Origin of the sequence: Idiomarina ramblicola, from assembly GCF_003987255.1 — a bacterium.
In the GTDB taxonomy this organism is placed as follows: Bacteria; Pseudomonadota; Gammaproteobacteria; order Enterobacterales; family Alteromonadaceae; genus Idiomarina; species Idiomarina ramblicola.
Map to the genome: position 1 here is coordinate 207,834 of NZ_PIQC01000003.1, position 21,972 is coordinate 229,805.

General features: G+C 46.0%; 13 protein-coding genes. 4 read left to right on the forward strand and 9 right to left on the reverse strand.

All coding sequences use genetic code 11. The annotated features are described in order from the left end of the window. Nucleotides 1-10 precede the first annotated feature (10 nt). The 6 genes from CWI78_RS04375 to CWI78_RS04400 form a co-directional block, all read right to left on the reverse strand. Nucleotides 11-1,741, reverse strand: coding sequence for a glycosyltransferase (locus CWI78_RS04375; RefSeq protein WP_126780630.1), 1,731 nt, complete (start codon nt 1,739-1,741; stop codon nt 11-13). Continuing rightward, a complete protein-coding gene (gene rfbC / locus CWI78_RS04380; protein WP_126780632.1) occupies nt 1,738-2,280 on the reverse strand; it encodes a dTDP-4-dehydrorhamnose 3,5-epimerase in 543 nt (180 codons plus the stop codon). The genes CWI78_RS04375 and rfbC overlap by 4 nt, the downstream gene beginning before the upstream one ends. An 11-nt stretch (nt 2,281-2,291) precedes the next feature. After that, nucleotides 2,292-3,161 carry a glucose-1-phosphate thymidylyltransferase RfbA gene (rfbA, locus tag CWI78_RS04385; protein ID WP_126780634.1) on the reverse strand — a complete coding sequence of 290 codons (870 nt, stop codon included), beginning with the start codon at nt 3,159-3,161 and terminating at the stop codon, nt 2,292-2,294. Continuing rightward, the gene (gene rfbD, locus CWI78_RS04390; RefSeq protein WP_126780636.1) at nt 3,151-4,029 is read right to left on the reverse strand and encodes a dTDP-4-dehydrorhamnose reductase; all 879 of its coding nucleotides are present in this window, start codon (nt 4,027-4,029) and stop codon (nt 3,151-3,153) included. Before rfbD ends, rfbA begins: the two co-directional genes overlap by 11 nt. Before the next feature lie 5 nt (nt 4,030-4,034). Further along, nucleotides 4,035-5,066, reverse strand: coding sequence for a dTDP-glucose 4,6-dehydratase (rfbB, locus tag CWI78_RS04395; protein WP_126780638.1), 1,032 nt, complete (start codon nt 5,064-5,066; stop codon nt 4,035-4,037). Nucleotides 5,067-5,152: 86 nt separating this feature from the next. Continuing rightward, nucleotides 5,153-8,809, reverse strand: a complete 3,657-nt coding sequence (locus CWI78_RS04400) for a reprolysin-like metallopeptidase (protein ID WP_126780640.1) — start codon at nt 8,807-8,809, stop codon at nt 5,153-5,155. Nucleotides 8,810-8,891: 82 nt separating this feature from the next. Between CWI78_RS04400 and CWI78_RS04405 the strand changes: the two genes are divergently transcribed. Next, nucleotides 8,892-9,704 carry a polysaccharide lyase gene (locus CWI78_RS04405; protein ID WP_126780642.1) on the forward strand — a complete coding sequence of 271 codons (813 nt, stop codon included), beginning with the start codon at nt 8,892-8,894 and terminating at the stop codon, nt 9,702-9,704. On the opposite strand, the gene CWI78_RS04410 is transcribed toward CWI78_RS04405, so the two are convergent. Beyond that, entirely contained in the window at nt 9,685-12,471 is a 2,787-nt protein-coding gene (locus tag CWI78_RS04410; protein WP_126780644.1) for a leucine-rich repeat domain-containing protein, read from the reverse strand. The two genes, CWI78_RS04405 and CWI78_RS04410, sit on opposite strands and share 20 nt — an antisense overlap. 243 nt (nt 12,472-12,714) lie before the next feature. Next, nucleotides 12,715-16,302, reverse strand: coding sequence for an InlB B-repeat-containing protein (locus CWI78_RS04415; RefSeq protein ID WP_157982694.1), 3,588 nt, complete (start codon nt 16,300-16,302; stop codon nt 12,715-12,717). A gap of 179 nt (nt 16,303-16,481) precedes the next feature. On the opposite strand from CWI78_RS04415, the gene CWI78_RS04420 reads away from it, so the two are divergent. Together CWI78_RS04420 and CWI78_RS04425 are read left to right on the forward strand one after the other, a co-directional pair. Beyond that, complete coding sequence (locus CWI78_RS04420; RefSeq protein WP_126780647.1) at nt 16,482-17,609, forward strand: hypothetical protein; 1,128 nt, start codon at nt 16,482-16,484, stop codon at nt 17,607-17,609. Next, on the forward strand, nt 17,606-18,187 hold the full coding sequence (locus CWI78_RS04425) for a LemA family protein (RefSeq protein ID WP_208642032.1): 582 nt from the start codon (nt 17,606-17,608) through the stop codon (nt 18,185-18,187). Before CWI78_RS04420 ends, CWI78_RS04425 begins: the two co-directional genes overlap by 4 nt. A gap of 103 nt (nt 18,188-18,290) precedes the next feature. On the opposite strand, the gene CWI78_RS04430 is transcribed toward CWI78_RS04425, so the two are convergent. Beyond that, nucleotides 18,291-20,663: an FG-GAP repeat domain-containing protein gene (locus tag CWI78_RS04430; RefSeq protein WP_126780649.1), complete on the reverse strand. Its 2,373-nt coding sequence runs from the start codon at nt 20,661-20,663 to the stop codon at nt 18,291-18,293. Nucleotides 20,664-20,799: 136 nt separating this feature from the next. On the opposite strand from CWI78_RS04430, the gene CWI78_RS04435 reads away from it, so the two are divergent. After that, on the forward strand, nt 20,800-21,945 hold the full coding sequence (locus CWI78_RS04435; protein ID WP_126780651.1) for a hypothetical protein: 1,146 nt from the start codon (nt 20,800-20,802) through the stop codon (nt 21,943-21,945). Nucleotides 21,946-21,972: the final 27 nt, after the last annotated feature.

The following is a 21,972-nucleotide window of genomic DNA, read 5'->3' on the forward strand; positions in this document are numbered from 1 at the left end:
CCTTTGCGGGTTAAACATCCTTTGTCGAGGACAAGACATTGTCAACAACAACAGCCAGGCGCATATCCCAGCTATTGCGCTTTATAAATTCGTTAAACGTATTTGAGTTAAGCTCTAAACCACTTTTATTCACTGTCAGTTGCTTAACTTTTTCAACAAATGCATCATGGTCGTTAGTTTGCCATACATAGTCGAACTTTGCGATATTGGGAACGTCAGTCGCAACCACCGGAATATGGTGTGACAAGTACACAAACACTTTCAGCGGATTCATGTTTTCGGTCAACGCCATTTTCTTATGCGGCACTAAACCAACGTCAAATCGCTTAACAAATGCCCCCACAAACTTATGAGGTACCACGCCCGTCATTAATACATTAGGCAGCTCCCCCAATGTTCTTATATCAGGGTTCGCATGCGTTGAGCCCAACAATACAATTAGTGCATTTGGCAAAGCATAGGCCAGCTTACGGAGTAATTCATCGTCTATCTTGGCTTCTAAGTTTCCAACAAAGCCTAGCACCGGGCCTTTATGCGCCTTTAATTTTTCATAGCTTTTCAAGTGAGTCGGCTCGACGGCATTGGGCTTAAGCTCGCAGCCGTTGGGTACTAACGCAATGTCTTTGTGGAACTGATACATCGACAGTTTTACGGGAAGGCAGTTAGTAATCACTTTGTCTGCATCACCAAGCAAGGCTTCATAATGTTTACTTAACTCGACTTTCTTTTTGTCACTCACACCAGGCCAGGAGCGGTGATCATCAACAATGTCCATCACTCGCTTAAACGGCTTAAAGTGCTCAATAATACGCTCACCCCATTGCAATTTGGGGTACATCCAAAACAAACTTTTCGAAGCATCAATGCCAAGCTCATGAAAGCGCTGCTCGAGAAAACTCAGGTAACCTTCAGTACTGTCAGGGGCTTCTTTATAACAGAACACCCGGCGACGAATAGACCCGTTGTCGTTTTGGCGAAATGCCGTGCTAACAGTACCCGTATAAACAAAGCGGTTTTGGTCAAAATTATCGTCGCCGCGTTTCTTCTTTAGTTGCTGTAATTCAATTGGCGCATCGACCACGAGTACCTGTCGAATATCACGACGCGATGCCAAATATTTAGCCACCATGTCGCTGCGTCGGCCGTACAAACCCGAGTCATTCTGCTTCCAGAACATCACAACATCGCGTTTTTCATCGCCTGTACTCCCCCCAGCATTTGTCTCAAAATTCGGCTGCCTGTTTAACGCCACACCGGATAAACGCGTTTCCAGTTGTTGAACAAAATACTTATTTACCGAGGTTTCTTCACGCCAACGGGACAAGCGAGGCTGAGGGACTATCGTAGCTACAGCATTATCCTTTTTATTGGTCAGCAGCCACTGCTCGTCAGAATCAGCGGCGGCATTTCCATCGTGGCGCTCTATCCAAACGCTATTTTGCTGTTTCTTTACGCGCTCACACAATGTCACTGAGTCGGTGTGCGTGTTAGAGCAGTTAATGATCGCGTCAACGGGCCAGTCAATAACCTCGGGTACTGACGACAAAGTAACTACAGGCAACTCACCCGACAGAAGCTCAAAACTGCCTTCGCCATTAAACGCAACAACGACAACATGACCGACAATACGGTCCATAGCTAACGCCAATGTATAAGCGTTGCTTGCGCTTGCATGATTTAATGCTCCGGCAACAACGACTACCGAGGCACTTTCCCAGTCGGCGTTGTTTGTGTCACTCATTCGTACACCGGGCTCTGTTGAAATAACTCACCATTACGATCCTTGTCTGACAGTTGAGGCTCTTTTCCTATAGGCCATTTTATGGCCAATACGGGGTCATCCCAACGCACACTGTGCTCGTCGTCAGGCGCATAATAATCGGTACACTTGTAACTGAACTCTGCTGTTTCGCTCAACACATAAAAGCCATGCGCGAAACCGGGCGGCACCCACAGCATTTGTTTATTTTCGTCATTTAACTCAACGCCAACCCATTCACCAAAAGTTGATGAGTTTTCACGCATATCAACGGCAACATCAAACACGCGCCCCTGAGTCACTCGCACCAGCTTACCCTGTGGTTGTTTCAGCTGATAATGCAATCCTCGCAAAATGCCTTGCCGAGACTTACTGTGGTTATCCTGTACAAACTGATACTTACCGCAGTGCTTTTCAAATTCATTTTGGCGAAAGGTTTCCATAAAGAAGCCCCGCTCATCCCCAAAAACTTGCGGGGTCATTAACACTACATCAGGAATCGCTAGTCGTTTAAAATCCATTACTGCCTCTGTTATCTCAACAAGCCTTTCAAATAAGTACCATACTGAGTTTTCTTTAAATCTTTTGCGTGACTGGCCAATTCTTTGTCGTCAATCCACCCTTGTTTCCAGGCTATTTCTTCAAGACAGGCTATTTTCAGTCCCTGGCGGTGTTCAACCGTCTGTACGTAAGAGCTGGCCTCTAATAAAGAGTCATGGGTGCCCGTATCCAACCAGGCGAAACCGCGCCCAAGCCGCTCTACCTGCAAGTCGCCGCGCTCTAAATAAGCATTGTTAACACTAGTAATCTCTAATTCCCCACGGCTGGAGGGCTCTACCTGCTTGGCAATATCCACCACATCGTTATCGTAGAAATAGAGCCCTGTGACCGCATAGTCAGACTTAGGCTTCTCTGGTTTTTCTTCTATCGATAAGGCGCGTCCATTGTCGTCAAATTCTACAACACCAAAGCGCTCAGGATCTTTCACCATGTAACCAAATACAGTGGCGCCACTGGTTCGGCTAACCGCCCTTTTCAGTTGGTCCGAAAAAAACTGCCCGTGAAAGATATTGTCGCCCAACACCAAACAAACCGGGTCGGAACCGATAAATTCCTCAGCCAGTAAAAAAGCCTGCGCCAATCCGTCGGGAGACGGCTGAATTTTGTAAGAAAAGTTCACACCAAACGCCGAGCCGTCGCCCAGTAGCCGTTGGTATTGTTCCATGTCCTCAGGCGTCGAGATAATTAGAATATCCCGGATGCCAGCCAACATTAGCACTGAAATTGGGTAGTAAATCATCGGCTTATCGTAAATGGGCAGTAACTGCTTAGATACGCCGCGGGTAATTGGGTGCAACCGTGTTCCAGAGCCGCCCGCCAGAACAATTCCTTTATAAGCCATTCAAATACTCCATTAATATGTGTTCTAAAGCATCTTCCCAGCCAGGCATTCTTAACCCTAACGCCTGTTCAATTTTATCAACAGTCAAACGCGAATTTAATGGCCGTCTAGCCGGGGTTGGGTAGTCGCTGGTGGAAATACCCTCAACTTGCTTAACCTTTATTTCAGCGCCAAGCTTTACGGCTTTTGAGAAAATTGCTTCGGCAAAACCATACCAGCTTGTTTCCCCTTGCGGAGCCACATGGAAAACACCTTGTATCTCATGCGACATAAGCGGCTTAACAACTTGCGCAGACACTTCGGCAAGCAAACGAGCTGGCGTTGGCGCTCCAATTTGGTCATTCACGATACTCAGCTGTTCTCTTTCTGACGCCAAACGCAACATGGTTTTCATAAAGTTATTACCACGCGCGCTGTACACCCAGCTAGTGCGCAGTATCACATGGTTACACGAGCTTCCAATAACCGCCCGATCTCCTGCCCATTTACTGCGCCCGTATTCAGACAGCGGCTCGGTTTTACTGTCTTCGGTGTAAGGCTTTTCTCCAGAACCGGGGTACACATAATCTGACGAGAAGTGAATAAGTGCCGCGCGGTTATCCAGACAGTATTGCGCCAACTGTTTAGGCAGTAAATGGTTTAGTCTGTCCGCCGCCTGCGGCTCTGACTCTGCTTTGTCTACAGCAGTATAAGCCGCCGCGTTAGCAATAAGCTGAGGTTGATGCGTTGCTAAGTACTCGGCAACTGCGTTTTTATCCGTTAGATCTAATTCATCTCGTGTTGGTGCCAGCACATGGCCAAACACACTCAGGCTGCGAATAAGCTCAAAGCCAACTTGCCCGTTGCCACCGGTTACTAAAATGTTCATGGTATTTACCTCGCAAGAAGTGGTTGCCACCAACTTTTATTGTCAAGATACCACTGCACCGTTTTTCGCATGCCCGACTCAAAAGTTTCAGCAGGCACCCAGCCCAGCTCTTTCTCTATTTTGCTGGCATCAATGGCGTAACGTAAGTCGTGCCCGGGGCGATCGTCAACAAAGGTAATTAAGTCAGTATAACTCGTCACGCTGGCAGGTTTTTCCGGAACCAATTCTTCCAGTAACTCACAAATAAGCTGCACAACGGTAATATTCTTCTTCTCATTGTGCCCGCCAATGTTATACGTTTCGCCCACTTTGCCTTCGGTTGCAACTTTCAACAAGGCCCGTGCATGGTCTTCCACAAACAACCAATCACGAATTTGTGAACCGTCACCGTATATTGGCAGCGGCTTACCATCCAGCGCATTTAGAATCATTAACGGAATGAGCTTTTCCGGAAAGTGGTATGGACCATAGTTATTCGAGCAGTTGGTCAGTACTGTCGGTAAGTCATAAGTGCGGTGCCAGGCGCGTACTAAATGATCAGAGCTGGCTTTACTCGCCGAGTAGGGTGAGCTAGGCGCATAAGGCGTTGTTTCAGTGAATAAGTCATCACTGCCGTGTAAGTCACCATAAACTTCATCGGTCGAAATATGATGAAAGCGGAAGCCCTCCGGCTTGCCTTTCTCCTGCCAGCACTTACGTGCAGCTTCCAACAACGTATAAGTACCCACAATGTTCGTATTAATAAACTCGGCTGGCCCGTCAATGGAACGGTCGACATGGCTTTCAGCTGCCAAGTGCATCACCACGTCAGGCTGATACTGATTAAATAGGCGCTCAACTTCAGCCGCATCACAAATATCGACTTTTTCGAAATGATAACGCGAGTTATCGCTTACTTCTCTTAGCGACTCAAGGTTGCCCGCATAGGTCAACTTGTCGACATTGACGACATTGAAGTCAGTATTACTTATTAACTCGCGAATAACGGCAGAGCCAATAAACCCTGCCCCGCCGGTTACCAAAAACGTCTTGCTCATTCCCTTTTGCTACCTATGTCATCAGCCCATATCCAATAGCCTAATAGTGTAACGAAAGGGCAGCCAATGCGCCATATAACTAGAGCTTATTGTTGCTCTTCTTCCTTACCTTCCTGGCCCGATAAAATCAATAATAATGAGCCCGAATTCAGCACTGAGCTAAAGCCAAGCGACAATGAGCACGAGTCATTTATAAGCCCAGTGCGGTAGCTATTGTCATTCCACTCGCCTTCTGGGCAGGTGCCTCCTGCCTTCTGCCGCACACGGAAGCCCGGCTCAGGGGTCAGTAGCACTTCAACATAACCGCCGTCACTAATATACTGGGTTGGCTGTAAATTCATACGCCCACCCGAGCCCAAGTCTATGGTGACTTTATTACTGCCCTCAATAAACTGGTAGCTGGCGGCTACATCGATATTCCCAGTCACTTTAGTAAAGTCGTTACTCCAGCCAGAAAAGTGCCAACCGGTTGTTACATCGAACTGCGGTGCTTCTGCCGCTTCGCCCCAACGGACAAACTGTTCGAGGTCTCCACCGCCGGTGTAAATACCATAGTCGCCAAGGTCAAAAGTTACTCGGTAAAGGTTAGCGGCAAACTCAGCATTAACCATGCAGTTGCTGTAAACCGGAGCGGTCACATAAGTCCTGCCATCCCCTTCTATTGTTCCGTTGCAGCCCGCAATTGATGACAATGAATAGCCTGATAATGGTGTCGCAGTGACCTCCGTGCTAGCTCCCTCAGATACTTGCTGTTGCTCAGGCGAAACAATGCCTCCTTCTGAGGCTGATGCTGTTACAGTGTAACTGGACGACGTGGAAAATATAGCAGTAGCCCCAACATCACTCTCTAGCGATATTTCACAAGAAAGGTTCGTTCCCTGACAAGCTCCTTCCCAACGTACAAAGCCGTTCTGCACATCAGGTTCTGCAAAAAGCGTTATCGAGTCTGGCGTCTCTAAAAATTGATACTGGCAATCGGAACGACACAAAAACCCTTTACTTGCACGTATTGCTCCCGCATCGCCAACAGTTGATAAAGACAAGTCGACATACTTAGGCAGGGCTCCATCCCAAGTGACCTTGTCGATATATATGCGATCATCACCTTCGGAATTTGAACCGTCTTTTTGATAAAGCCAACGAAGCTCATGCGACCCCTCAGGTATCGTCATTGACACATATTGCCAGTCCTTTTCGCCTGCCTCCGTAATCATAACTTCGCCATTGACTAAAAACTGTAAGCCCTCTTTTTCTGCCTCCGTACTTATTTTGTAGGCGAACCCAATTTGACCGGGGCCCATAACTTGGGTAGCCAAAGAACTTTGCTCGGTATCACCAATTTCTCCACTGGCTAATGCAGAACCACCTTCATAGCTAGGAGTTTGTACAACTTCCCAAGGGTTAACCGGTGAAGTAAAGCTGAGTTCATTATTATCCAGGGCATTGTTATAACTTTCCTGGATCGAAAAATCTCGTTCAAAATAGGCATAGACTTTAATATCTTCGGTAACTTCAATCTCACAGACTGTTTCAGTTCCCCGGCAGTCACCACCCCAACCGACAAATGCAGTATTACCTGCATCCGAAACTTCCAGAGTTAATAACCCACCCTCCGTGGTATAAGAACAAGATGATGGACAAGGCGAAATCGAGCCGCCAACCCAGCCACCGCCAATCACTTCGAGTTCAATTGTCTTTACCGTTGGAGGGGCTGATGACTCGAACTGAATATCATCCAGCCAAGCAGTATCACTACCCTCACTAACACTGCCATCCTTTTGATAAGTAAAGTCAACTTGGTAATTATCACTACCATCATCTTCTAAAGTAATTGAGTATTGTTTCCATGACAGTTCACCACTCAGTTCTTTTTTAACCTCTCCATTTACCGACACGAGTAATTCGTCATAGTTTTCCTCGGAGCTCAGTTTGGCCCAAAAGCTCAACTCACCAGCTTTATTTACCACCGTTCTAAGAGTAGAGTCCTGGTCATGATCAACGGTACCGGCTCTTACCGACTGTTCCCCAATAATAGCGCTGCTATCGCTTACTGCCTGCCATGAATTACTGCGTGATGTTTCAAAGTTTAATTCACCAGTTTCAAATACAGCACTCAAATCTATCGGGTCGTATGCCTCTATAAAGTAGGCAATAACGTTTGTAGTCCCAGTAACTGTAATGTCACACGACGAGCTTGAGCTTCCGTCGCAAGAGCCCCCCCAGCTACTGAATTGAGCGGTATTATCAGATGACTCAGCTAACGATAACGTTTCGCCGGAAACAACCTCCACCTGACAAACTGAGTCTGCAGAACAAGTCTCACCGTTGTAGTCAATGCTCCCCGAACCTATAACATTGACTACGACCAGCTCATTTTCCGTCGTTTGTCGCTCACGTATCTGACCTATTTGGGTTGCGCGATTGTTCAGTGCCAATACGGCGTCCGCCCCGTTAGTTTCGTCGGTATGATCGATACCACAAGGTGAGCCATTGCAATCTAATGAAGGTGAAGAGAACTTATTAAGTCGTAACGTCGTATTAAAAGCGTCAGGATAAGCCATAACGGTTGCGAAACTGTTATTTTCACCGTAGCCGAGGGCATAATGGTAAACATACCCAGAGCCATCTTGCCGCCGCGAGTGATTTAACCCCATGTTATGGCCAATTTCATGAGCATTAACGATATCACCACAGTCTAAAGACGTGTGTGAAACCATGTTATTAGCTATATATTGACTATCATCTTTTCCGCCAAGGTACGCAATGCCACACATACCGTCATTAGCATAAGGTCTGAACATCGCAGTAAAGTCAGCTCCAAGCCGTTTGGTCTGCTCTCTCACATGGCTAAATAACTCAGTCTCGCCTCGAAACCCTGCGACCATGTCCAATACAAGCTCACTGCTCAACTCTGTCTCTCTATCCACAGCAACTTCTATGATATCAACAAGGTTAACTTCGAGCGCGACGCCGCTGTCTTGATAGGCTTTGTTAGCCGCATCAAAAACATCAGAAATACGGGTTACCACTCCGTCATGGCTACCGTAAAGATCCAATAATGCTAACGAGTATGCCGCAACGACATCAGCCACTACGGGCTCTTCATCACTTAGCGGGGGTTCACTGTTCGACTCTGAGCCAAAAGTCGGCGACGTAACACCCGCCAGGTTCTTTTTTACCGGAGGCTCTATTGCATCGCTTTCTTTACCGCCAATACTTCTGAGCTCGCTGTCTAAATACATAATGCCCAGCCCGCCGCGAATGGTAAGTTTCCAGCGCTGTCCGTCCTGGACCAAAGTGCCGCTTATCGCATCGCCTTTTTGGCTCATGCTCATGGTTACGTCACCACTCGCCTGAGAAGCCCGAAGGGTTTCAACTCCTAAATTGTTAGTAGAACGCGACTTTAGCGTTACCTGAGCAAACGACGCCGTTGGTGCCGCAACGTCAACTGTCTTTCCATTGCGCAAACTTGTGAGCTGTTCACGACTGAAGCTGAAATACCGTAACGAAGGCAATCCGGTCGGACTCGTTTTCTTCAAACGGCTGGCTAACTTTGCCAATACTTCTTCATCGCTACTTTGCTGAGATGAAGTCGCACTATGGGTCACAGCCTGAGCGTCAATCCACTGCCATAGCGGCGGCTCACTTGCTAAAGCTACGCGAGTCCACAGTACCAGGCTAACAAGTGTTAGCAGCAGTAAAGTCACCTTTTTGAACACGTGATGACGAGCCGAAGTAGACATTTGGGCTTCCCCTTTTATTAATTTCTTGTTAACTAGGTGCTAATGTAGTTTATAACGAATCATTTTAGAAGTTCTGACACCTATGAACACTCAAAACTTGACTAAAGCCACCGTTGCTTTTTTTGCGCTGGCCAATATTCAGACAGTAGCCATAGCAGGTTCTGATAAACCCGAGAAAAAAGAGTCGCCGTACGTAATTCAGGAAAACTTTGACGACTTCTTTCGCAGTGGTTTTGCAACCTCGCTTCACCATCACGACAATGCCAGCATTGTTTACAATAAAGGTGTAGAAGACTCCAAAGCGCTTATTGTTTATTATCAAGGCTACAAGCGTGGCAGTGAGCGAGTCATAGAAACCACCCCGTTAGGCACCTCTTTAACCCGCGCTAGTCTGGAATTCGAGGTCATGTTTTGCAAAGGCTTTGATTTTGCGCGCGGAGGTAAGCTACATGGACTTGCACCTGAGCAGCCGGTTACCGGTGGCAACCCCATTCATCCCAAAGGCTGGAGCGCCCGGGCAATGTGGGGCAAAGACGGCAGCTTAAAAACCTATATTTATCACCAGGACATGAAAGGCAAATATGGTGACGTACAAGTTGCTAAAGGTTTCAAATTTGAGCCCGGGCGCTACTACAACGTGCGCTACAATCTAATACTTAATCAGCCTGTCGACAGTGCTAACGGCAGCTTTAGCATCGACATTGACGATAAAACCGTCGTGGAGCACAAAAACCTGCGCTTTAGAGGCGTAGACAGCCCCGCAACACAAATACGTCATTTTATGTTCAACACCTTCCACGGCGGCAGCTCTCCTGAGTGGGCGCCGCGTGACGACAAAGGCAACTACAAGCGGGACTGTGCTTACTTTGATAATATCACTGTTCAGTCGCTATAACGCCTAAAATCAGTAGCCCAGAAGACACTTTGTCAGCTAAATTTTGATCTTTTAGGTGCAGCACCAAATTAATATTTTTGTCCGCATTCAGTGAGCATAGTCGCCCCTGACTCGTTCCTTCTAAACACGCATAAGACCAGCTATCGACACTGTAGCCCATATTGACTTTCGCCTCGCAATGAACCGTGCTTCCGACACCTGGCTCATAATCATCACATGTGATATTTCCGGCATCGGCTGGAGATACTTTCGTTGTAATAGTGACAAAATCATTAACTTTAGTCGGTTGATGGTCCACACCGTCAATAATGCCATCACCATCCGTGTCTTTGTTCGTTGGTGAAGTACCTGATAAATACTCTTCTATGTTATTCAACCCGTCATTATCTGCATCGGCGTTTGCGTCTGTCGGGTCATTCTTATCCAGCCCGTGGATATCCTCAAACACATCGGGCATACCATCACCGTCTGTGTCCTTCAGTTCTTCAAAGCACTCTTTAGGAATTTCGCTGTAAGTAAACGACAATTGTGCATTTACATTCATACACATTACGTTATTACTACCATGCAGCATTAAATCATTAAGGTTTGTCATTCCTTCTAAAGCCGTAATCTCTCGAAACGGGTTGTTAAATAAGCGCAGTTCGTACAAATTAAATTCAGACAACGGACCCAAATCGGTTATTCGATTATCACCTGCCCAAAGTATTCTTAGATTAGACATCCCTTCAATAAAAGAGATATCAGCTATATCGTTGCCTTCTATAAACAATCCAATAAGCTTGTCGAAACGGCCGAAGCCTGAATAATCCGAAAACTGAACTTCAGACACATCAACATACCGTAGCGTGGGTAGCGACTCCATTACTTCAAAAAACGTCTTAGCTTGCTGCCCAACTTTAGTCCCTGGAAAATCTAAGTAATAAAGTGATTCAATGCCATTCAAGCCGCTCACGTCCTCAACTGGCGCATAACCAAAGTATACGGAGTGCAGGTTCCTCGCCCCCTTTAGAAAATCAATATTTGTCAAGTCTGACACATGAATAAATATCTCTCGTAAAGAGTTCATATTTACTAGCGGCGGGATATAGGTTAATGGAACATCGTCGGTTGATAAATTAACTAATTTATATGCTTCTGAAATAGGTGCCAACGTTGTCACTTTTGCATGAGCTAATGTTAAGCTTTTTAAGTTGGTTAAATTACTAGCACCAATGAACTCAGCATCACTTAATGCTGGCTGCCGTTGTATGCTTAAATTTTCCAGATACTTCAGCTGCCAAATTGGAGAAAAGTCGCTAAAGCGTGCTTCAGATAACTTTAACTCCCTTAAGAGGGTTGATGTTTGTATGGGAGATATATCCTCTATCCATTGGTTGGTCAGATTAACTGACCTTAAATACGGCTTATTGGCAAGAAACTCAATGTTGCTTATCGGTTCAAACCACTCCGACCTAGATAGACTAATATCAAACTCCTGGAGGTTATGTAACTTCGACACCGCTGAGAAATCTTTGATTGAGGTATTTCGCAACTCAAGCTTTATTAAGTTCTTATACTGTTCAAGCCCCTCTAACGTCTTAACAGAAGTATCACTGCAGCTAATCGCATCAACTCGCTCGGCGTACTGGATGTTGTTCTCATCAGCATAATCACTGACACACTGCTGTAACTCAGGATCAGTCGGCATAGCATCGGCAAGAGGCGTCACTTGTTCGGCCCAGTGCTCTTCAAAACAACTGAATGAAATGTCCTCGCGATGAAGTGTTTTGCCAATATAACTGTCATCTATGATTGCGCAGCCAGTGGTCGGATTATTAGCCAATTCAAGCAGAGCTGAATTAGGTAACAAAAACAGTGGACTCACATCAGTAATTTCGTTATTCCGGGCTGATAGCTGAGTTAACCGATTTAGCTTTAATAAAGGCTCTAAACTGCTAATTTTATTGTTGTGAAGAACAAGCTGCCACAGGTAACGTAAGTCACTGACAAAGCCTATATCCTCTATTCCTGCGCCTTCAATACGTAAGCTTTCAAGCTTCCATAAATGACCAATTACATCGATATTAACAGCTGGAGCCTGCCACTCCTCCAACCGAAGGTGATCTAAATGCACGAGATTTTCTAAGTATGAAACATCCTGGTGAGCAACGCCTTCAATTGTTAACTGTTCAAGGTTTGTCAGCGTTCCTAACACTTCAGCTGACGTTTCATCGACTTGCGACGCGTATAGGCTTGTAAGGAAGGAGAGCTTAACTGCATCGTTAACTGTCAATGATGTATCACGAATATCCAGTTTCTCGATATGCTCCAGCTTATTTAAAAAGCCTGTATTATCCAACGTTGAGCCTCGTAGCTCCAGGGCTCGCATCTCAACAAGATTCGCTAACGAACTGGCGTTGACCAGGTTAAGATTAAATAAACGCAGCGCTCTCAAGGAGCTAATACCACCTATGTTACTTACATCTAAAGGCTCGTCAGAGTGAGATTGGAGCTCTAACTGATCCAAAATTGGCAGTTGGCTAATTGTTTCTAGTGATTCAGCTGTCGGGTTAGATTCACCAAGATAATCAATACCCCGTAATTCTGTATTAGCTTTCAAGGAACTTAAGTCGTTAATTTCATTCCAGGTCAATTCAATGTATGACAGCTCTTTTAGTGCTGTTACCGGGCTTAAGTCGGAAAAGTCTGAACGGCCTAGTCCCAAGTGATCGATCTTCGTAAATTGCTCTAAACCATCAAGACTGGATACATTGTCACAGTGCAATATCTCAAAATCTTCAGGATGTTCATGACCATAAGTCTCGGCTCTTTCTTCTATACATGCCTGAAGATTAGGGTCGGATACTGGATTATTTATAAAATATTCTATGTTGCTAGCATGAACAAAAAAAGAGCTACTTAAAAGCGTAACCAGGCTCAACGACCTAGTCGTCAACTTTAAAAATGCTAGAGCCCCAACAACAATTCGATCCATTCGCAACATATTTATTAACTCCCTTTAATTGAATTATTCCTGCGGCTCTTTTTCTGACTCGCCCTCGGCTGACAATATCAACAACAGTGAACCGCTTTTCAGAACAGCGGTTGCGCTAAACTCTGCGCTGCAGCTTTCCGTGATAGACGCAATGGTATAGCGGTTTTTATCCCATTCACCTTCAGAGCAGGTACCTTTTACGGTTGGACTGACTTTGTAGCCTACGTCTGGCGTTACGGTGACTGTTAAGGAATTACCGGGCTGAATGTACTGCACCGGCTGTAATGACAGGCTGGCGTTGTCAGAAACACTCAAGTCAACACGTAAGGCGCCTTCCACTTCCTGATAAATGGCGCTGACTGAAGTGTCCGTGGTGACTTTGCTGAAGCTGTCCGACCAGCCGGCAAAATGCCAGCCGTCTTGTGCTCTGATTTCCGGTGCTTCTGCACTTTCGCCCCAACGCACACTTTGCTCAAGCGCACCGCCACCTATATGCTCACCATACTCACCTAAGTCAAAGCTGACGCTATATTCTAAGGCATTAAACTCAGCGACAATTTCACACGGCTCAAAAATAGCGGCGGTTGTATACGTGGCCCCAGAGCGGCTGCCGTCACAGCCCCAGGCATCTTCTATGGCATGACCGACATGTGGAGTAAGAATCACTTGTGCAGTCTCACCAACAACCACATCCTGACTCGCCGGGCTGGCCACTCCACCTTCGCTACTGCGTGCCGTCACGACACGCGTGTCGTTTTTGAATATCGCGGTGACTGTTGAGGCATCGATACTGTCAATGCTCAGCTCGCAAGTGTCATCCGAGCCCGAGCAGGCACCCTCCCAACGCACAAATTCAGCAACGCTGTTTGCCTCGGCATAAAGCTCTATCGTGCCGTCCAAATCCATTTCACCAACCGACACTTCACAACTGTCACGACAATAGCCCACGTTACTGGTCCGTATAGCACCACGGCCGCCCATAACATTCAGCTCAATAGTCTTTCGTGCCGCCGGCTCACCTGTCCACTGAACGTTGTCTATAGCGACAAAGTATTCGCTACCGTCGTCGTTGTCATCGCCGAATGGCGTTACTAACCATTCAACAAGGTGTTCACCCTCGTCTAGCGTTTTAGAATACGAGTGCCATTTATCACCACCGCCATAGATGCTCGAACCAAAGCTATTAATTGATAGTCCAAGATACTCTCCAGCATCTTCATTCAGCATTATTTTGTAGTCGAATGTCAGCTCACCACTGCCTTTAAGGCGAGTAAAAAGCTTAAATTGGTCATATCTCGAGCGTTGCCCAGTTTGCACCGATGTGCTCCCCGCGCTTCCCTCGTTACGAATTTCCCATTTAAGTTCACCACCATCGTAAAAATAAAGCTCGCCGTTATTTACCGCGTTGGCAATGACTGATGGTTGTAACTTGGCTTCACTCTCATCTTTTGTGAAATAAGCGTAAATATCCCGGTACTTATCTGCACTAACCGTACATTCTAAGTCGGTGCCACGACAGGCTCCGCCCCACCCTAAAAACTCATAACCTTCATCGGGAGTTACCCAAAACGTATGCTTTCCATCTTTGGGTTCTGGATAGTAGTCGCAGTTTGTCCAGCAGTTTTCAGTCCAGTATTCAGTATCAAAAGATATCCGCCCATTGCCCTTAACGTTCAAAGAAACGGGTTTGAGCGCATCAGGGTCTGGAGTAAAAGTAACTCCATCTAACCAGTAACGTCTATCGCCATCTATATTTTCTTCATCGGTATAAAAGCTAATATTAATATTGCTTTCAGCCGCGTAATTGTTGTCAACTGTCACCGTGTATTTCGTCCAACCGGTATTCCCATACACTTCTTCAACTAGTCGGCCCTCGTTATAAATAACCACTTTCTGAGAGTCTGAGAATGAGGTTTTAAGCCAAAACGTGAGTTCGCCTTTTCCTATTACAGGTATAATAACGTTTACAGCGTAGTACTGCTCTAAATACGGAGAACGAAGTGAGTAATCACCTATGACACTTTCCTTGCCATCAACACGCCAAAAAGCTTCATCACGGAACCCTGTATCATAGCCATTCGCCTCAAAGTTCAGTTCCTCATTGTCTAAGGCTTCGTTAATAGAAATCCTCTCTGCATAATCTTCCTTAAAGCTCAGAGTTGCGGAGTGAATACCACCGGTCTCAAGTGAGCACTGGGTGTCTGCCCCCTCGCATTCGCCGCTCCACTTATCAATAGCATAGCCAGCGAGAGGCTCCGCTTTTACTGTCACCTGTTCACCGGAATCAAAATCCTTAGTACAGTATCCAACACATTCTGGCTCCTGATTATTGAAACCAATGCGAGCGACTTGGCTGTCGACCCACACATAGGTTTCTTTCATCGATTTTGGGTCGCGAATCTTAGTCAGCTTATCTTTACGAATACGCAGAGCGCGAGCCGCATCCGCACCGTCGCTCTGTTCGTGATCAACACCACAGGGGCTGCCATTGCAGTCAAGGTTAGGGCTTGAAAACTTATAAATCTTTGCTGGCGAATTGCCATCTACATCCTCATCATAATAGGCGGAATTGTAGGCCATAACGGTCACAAAATCGTTTACCTGGCCATGGCCTCGAGCATAAGGAAATGCATAGCCGGTATCGCCTTGAGCCAGGGAGTGAGCCAGCCCCATATTATGGCCTAGTTCGTGGGCGTTGACATAGTCCCCACAGTCAATAGATGTGTGGGAAGCCATTACTGAATCAGCGGGGTACTCCCGGTTACCGCCTCCCCCAACCCAGGCAATGCCGCAATTGTCATCACCATCAACAAACGGACGCATAGTAATTAAATAGTCAGCGCCAGACTCCAGAGCGTAAGCGTAGGCCCCCCCGAATATAGGGTTACCTGCATCCATAAAGTCAAGAACGTCCCGGCTAGGTACTTCATTCTCCGGATCAAAGTCTATTAAGAACGTCTTTGACAGGTTCATGACCAGCTGAGCGTTACTGTCTTCATAAATTTCGTTGGTGGTGTCGACAATATCGGCAATGCGAGACAGTGCCAGATCTTCACCTTCGTAGTAATCCACCGTTGCCTGAGTATATAAAATAACAGCATCAAAGGTCTGTGGTGTGTCGTCGGTGTTTTCTGTTTGAATGGATGGTTGCGGAAGTGTTAGCTCCGGCAAATTGTCGGGGACAATAACGTCGTCGTCAGGAATGCGGTCCGGCAGTTCGTAGTCATTGTATATAAGCGACTCGCCGTCAATAGTTATGATTTTCCAGCGGGCTTTGTCTGTCTGAATCGTCGTTATTGAGCTATTGCCGCGCTTGTTGACCCTAACATTGGCTTCCGGCGCTGCCCCTTCAAAAGTTATCACACCATTAACATCGGTTTGTTTTTCTAAAAGCGGCGCACTAACACGTAAGCCTGAGGGTAACGTCAAATTATTAAGCTCTACCTGGCCGGGCTGAACCTGAATGCTGTTACTCGGTAGTCGGCTCAATGAATCTAAAGAATAGTCTGCTGACTTTTGTAAGCGTAACTTAATTCGTTCAATAGAATTAGCGGCGTCTTGAGCGAACACGTTGAAACTAAAAAAGAAAATAACAGCAGCAATAATTATTTTTATTGGCATATCAAAGACCATAAGTCACTTTTTTTGATATGCTATCACAATCTTTACAGAAACTTAACGTTTGCTCAGCGGAGTGTCAGAAGACCACATTGGTATAGTAATATGTTAATAAACATTTACGGAATACTCTTGACAGATATTAGTAAGCTTGCTCAAATTCGTAAAAAAAGGAAAAACACATGGACAGTAACGAAGCGCCCAAACCCTCCAGTGGCAAAGGCAATTTTATCTCGCGCGAACTTGCACACAACAAGGACGTCACCGCTCGGTTAAAGACCATTACAGAAGAGTTTAAATCGCCCGAATCAGCCGAAGGCCTCCTTGAATCCCTAAGATCTTATCCAGAGGATTACCACTTAGCCTACCAGAACACGATTGCCTGGATTGCCAGTGCTATTGGCGCACTTGCGCTGGCCACAGTAATATTGCTGATAGTTAACGGGAACCTTGAGGGCTGGGTAGCTGCTGGTTTATGCGTCGTCGCCGTAATCCCTTTTATATTCGTTCTAACTTACTTAAACAAGAACAGAAAGCGCCACGCGTTATTAGAGAGTTTCTTCAACCGATACGAAGAAATAAAATATGGATTCACTTATGGCGGTGATCAAGAAAACATCTCTTTTAACGACAATACTGCACTGTTTAGTAATGCCTTCCGTCGTGGTAATTATAAGAATTATTTTCCAGTATATGCCTCAGGGGCGACGGATTACGAAGGTAAGTCACTTAACTATACGCTGTTTACCTATAAGTTCGTTAACCGGGCGCGGCGTACTAAAACCGTTAAGCGTAAAAAGGTACAGTACTTCGAATACGATTATTACAAACAATGGGGTGTCTTCGTATCGGACGTCAATGTTCCGGCATTTTCTATCTCTAGCTTTACCAAAAAACATTATCCGGAAGTTTGGACCACGTCTGACGACCGATTTAACCAAAAGTACTACGTATCGGCGAGTAGTGAGATCGAAATTGCTAAGTTAATGCAACCGGCCAACGTACTGATGTTTGAAAAGGTCTTAGAATCATTACCCAGAAGTGCAGGTAGCTTCTCACGCTCCAGCAAAGGCGATGACATTCATAACTTTCACCCTCCGCTCAGCTCTACTGAGCTTGTCGGTTCACGGGAAACGCCTTCACTCTATTGGAATATTAACTTAAACCCATTTGAACGCACGAGTACAGATCAGCCCAAACTGGATACGCCAGCTGCGCTAGCCGGGTACTTAGAAACAATATTTCTCGAAAATTTTGACCAAATATTTGATTCCATCCAGCCTCTCTTTAAAAAGGTAATAAAAAAATGAGTTCAGAAATGCTAACACTTATCGTCCTCGGCTTTGTTGTACTGATATTTATCATTGCATTCATCAGTATGTACAACACCATTATTTCTAAGCATAACCTGGTTAAACGTGCCTGGTCTGATGTAGCCAACTACGAACGCCAAAAGGTCAATATTCTTGACTCATTAGAGCCTGTGGTTGACCAATACACGTCGCACGAGGCGAGCACACTAAAAGACATTACGGAGCTGCGCCAGAACATTAAATCACTGGACGGAAAGGAACCGGATGTTGAAACGTTAGGTCAGATTCAAAAGCAAACCGACGAGCTGATCAAAGGCATGTCCATTACGGTCGAAAGTTACCCAGACTTGAAAGCCAATACAGTGTATCTGGACTTAATGGGACAAATAAAAGACCAGAACGAGAACGTCGGGGCAGCTATTTCTATCTTTAACCGTAACGTTGAGATATTTAACAGTTATATTGAGAGCTTCCCAAGCAATATTGTCAACGGAATGTCAGCAAAGAAAAATCGCATTACCGAATTCAGTGATTCTATCACCGATCAAAACATTGAGTATAAACCAAGCTTTTAACCGTTATTGTTCAACCTGCTCACCCCACCTTATATAGGGTGAGCAGGCTCTCATGCTCGAAGCTGCTCTGTGGCTACAAGTGCGGCAAAGTCTGGAAAGCCCATTACGGCCGCTCTGGTTTTGCTATTTCACTAATATTTTCCAACAAATAATACTCAATGGTTTGATTTTCACGGCCAAAGTTCACCACTTTTCGAACCACAATGTCATCGTGCCCGTCGTTGTTTGCATCCATCACAATTAAGGCGCCATCCACATTCTCAAACTCAGTATCAACCAACGTGAACCCGTTTGCCGTTCCTCGCCAAAGCATATCCCAGGCTTGAGGGCGGTCTAGAGGGTTACCTGTGGTAAGCATAATGTCTAACTTACCATCATTATCAAAATCGACCGTTTTCATTTGATTCCAAGCAGGATCATTACCTTCTGACTGTGGACTTTGTGCTAGCACGTAATCGTCAGTGGCATCGGTGAAACTGCCGTCGCCATGACCCAGTAATACTTGCAGGTAATTTCCAACGTAGTCATCTGAGCGTGCGACTATCAAGTCAACATGCTCATCGTCATTTAAATAACGCTCAACCAACGCATTCGGCATACCAAAGTCTTCCACGCCGGGTAGCGGGATCACTGCGTCAGATACTTGCGGGTAGGGGCTACCAGGGTCAGTAAATTGTCCCTCACAGTAATTCGCCGAAACAATAGACGCATGGAACCATTCTTTAGCGGTCAATAGTAAGTCATCACAGCCCGAGCCGTTATAATCACTCAATAAAGTTTTAAAGAATAAAAAGCCATTATCCCCGCTTTTAAGGCCTGCGGGCACCACATCGTTGTTTTTTGTGAAGTTACCCTCACCATCATTTTCTAATGCAACGATAATCTCATCCGAAGGAATTCCGTCATGGAACCAGCTTTGCGTTAGCACAATGTCAACGTCACCGTCGCCATCAATGTCCCCGGCACCTCCTGAATGATAAAAGCCCGGTGTGTCAAAGTTGAGTTTATCGTCGGCTAAACTGTACTGATACTGGGCGTTCCTGGTAATAAGGTGTGCCCTATCGCCTGTTCCTTCTTCGGTATCAAGCCCGGTGCCGTATAACAGTAAGTCTGTAAAGCGATTACCGGTAAAGTCAGCGTGTAAAAACCGAATAAAGTGCACCATTTCGGGCAATGGCTGGTCCCCTAACACTGCATTGGGTGCCAACACAAAGCCCTGTTCAGTATTTAAATACACCTCGAACTCGGTAAACTCGCCAGACCACCCACCGTAATTATCACCGGAATCCCAGCTGGGCCCGCCCAAAACTAGGTCATCGCGGCCGTCGGCGTTTAAATCAGTGACATAATAGTCCGACAGAAAACTCGCGAAGTCAGGGTTCATCATACGGAAAAATGGCTCTTTGTGTCGCGCAAATACCCAAAAGGGTTCTCTAACATGGTCTCGCACATTCACTTTTACTGTTTCAGAGAAATTCTCAGACGTTAGTTCTACGTCAAACTCGGCATCATCCTCAACCCACGGCATTTTTAGCCATGCTGAGAAGTCATCTATGCGCTCAACTTCACCAAAGGCATCTAATCCAGAAAACTCAATGCGAGTGCTTATATTCTCGACACCCACATACAGCCAGCGCCCTTCATTCACGTCACTACCGTTGCCCAAGTCGCTATAAACCACAACGCTTCCAGGCGCATTCTCTGTAAATTCAGCAGTAACCTCACAGTCGCCAGTCAAATAATCAGTAACGTAACGGTTTCCGTCTAACTGACCACCGCATCCAGTCACGCTATCGGTATAGTATCCGTCGCCTGGTGCTACCGTAAATTCTGCCCGGTTACCATGTATCACCGACTCTGTGCCTGGGCTCACGCTCCCGTTTCCTATCACCCGTGAGGTCACCTGATACTCACTAACCGCAAAGTTAACCCGCACATCGCAACTTTCATTAATTGGCCCAGTCGTATATTCACCGCTACTATATGTGCCACCACAACCGCTGGCCGACTCAACCGAAAAGCCACTTTGAGTGGTTACATCAAAGGTAAAGGTCTCTCCAGGGCTTACAGCAACCTCGTCAGGTCTAACATCACCACCTTCATTATGTAACGTGGAGATAGCGATGAAGTCTTGCTTGGGAAGAAAAGTTGCAGAAACCTGGCAGGAGCCTTCTATTGGCGCGGTAACATAGTCGCCTTCTAGCAACTCACCGTTACAACCGCTAATATCTGCCAGCTCGTAGCCCGGGTTAGTTGTAATGCCGAAGCGAGCCCTCTGCCCCTGTTCCATGTTTTGTGTGGCGGGGCTTAAGTGTCCACCGGGGTTAAAGTCTGTCGTAACAGCGTAAGTTTGTGGTGCACTAATAGCCGCTAGCAGTGTTGTCAAAACACTACCGCGTTCTTCTTCCTGCTGCGCCAAAGCAGCCCAACTTGAGGCCAATAAAGTAATAAATAATAGATGGTTAACGTTTTTCATACATTTCTCCTTGCCGTTAACCTTAGCAATAATTTAGTGCTGTTTTCTAGACTTTAGTCTGGCGTCAAATTTTCCAACTTGCCATTGTTTAAACTTTAGTCAAAACTACTTACCAGGTATCAGAAAGGAAATCGCTATGTTTCGTTCGCTGCTAATTGTTTTACTAATTTGTCTGTCAACCAATGCTCAGGCGCTTCAACAAACACCTGCCGAGCGAGACTCCTCGGTTTTAAGCATTCTCACGGCTTGGCTCAGCCTTAATAACGATGGCCCTGAGCAACCTGAAGCAAAACCCGACGTTATGCTGCGCGTTGTACGTGTCACCGAAGACTGGATGCCATACGCTAGTACCGACGGTTGGACTGCGGCAGCTTTAATTAAGGAAAGCGACTCACTGAAGTATTACGAAGTGGCTATTTGGGAAGAAGTTGATGCCGTTCATTTGTACGCTTTTGATGAGGACTTTGACCCCTATTACGGCTTACAGCCAGGAATCTCAGACGAAGAAAAAATAGAATACCGTGAGCAATATCGAATTATGCGGTTCGAGGACATGCCAGAGCCATACAGCCCGGCTAGAAGCGAGTTTTTAACGGAAGCCTTTGCTGAGTTTACGGCGCATATTGTCGAGCAGCACACTGACGTTGATCACCACCTTATGTATAGCGGTCACGGAGGTCCTGGCGGCCAACTTTTTGCGGGTCAAATGAGCAGTTATCACGCTGGGCAGTTTCTTGCTACCTGGACTGAACAGTTAGGTAAACGGCTGGGTGTTATTGACATGGGCGGCCCTTGTAACAAAAGTGCCGTAAGCGACAATAGCAACTTTTGTCAGTACAGCCAGTTTTATGTCGCCAGCGACTTACCCAACGGGGGTTATCAATTTGACGACTGGACCAGTGAAAAGTATTTAGAAACTCAACCAGAGCATCAATATCATCGTTTGTTAGGTGACAATGAGAACTTAGTCGATGCCTTGGAAGGCCGAATAGATTTAAAACGACAAGCTTACGAGTATGCCCGAAATAACATGATTCAAAACCAGGTCATGCAGGCTAACTATCTCTTTAATTGCGATAGCTACTTAACATTTCAGGAGGCATTGGACGCATTTGCGCAAAACCAACCAATCAATCAAACTCGTGACTTACGCTATAACCTAGAGCAGCAAAACGCGACCCAGTTACTTGGGCTATTTGACGCTATGATCATCCACTCTGCTGACAATAAAGACTTTTTTGAATGGCCTGAAGAGCATAACGGTGTACAAATTATCGAGTAGCCTGACGTTTCACGTCAGGCGCGATAT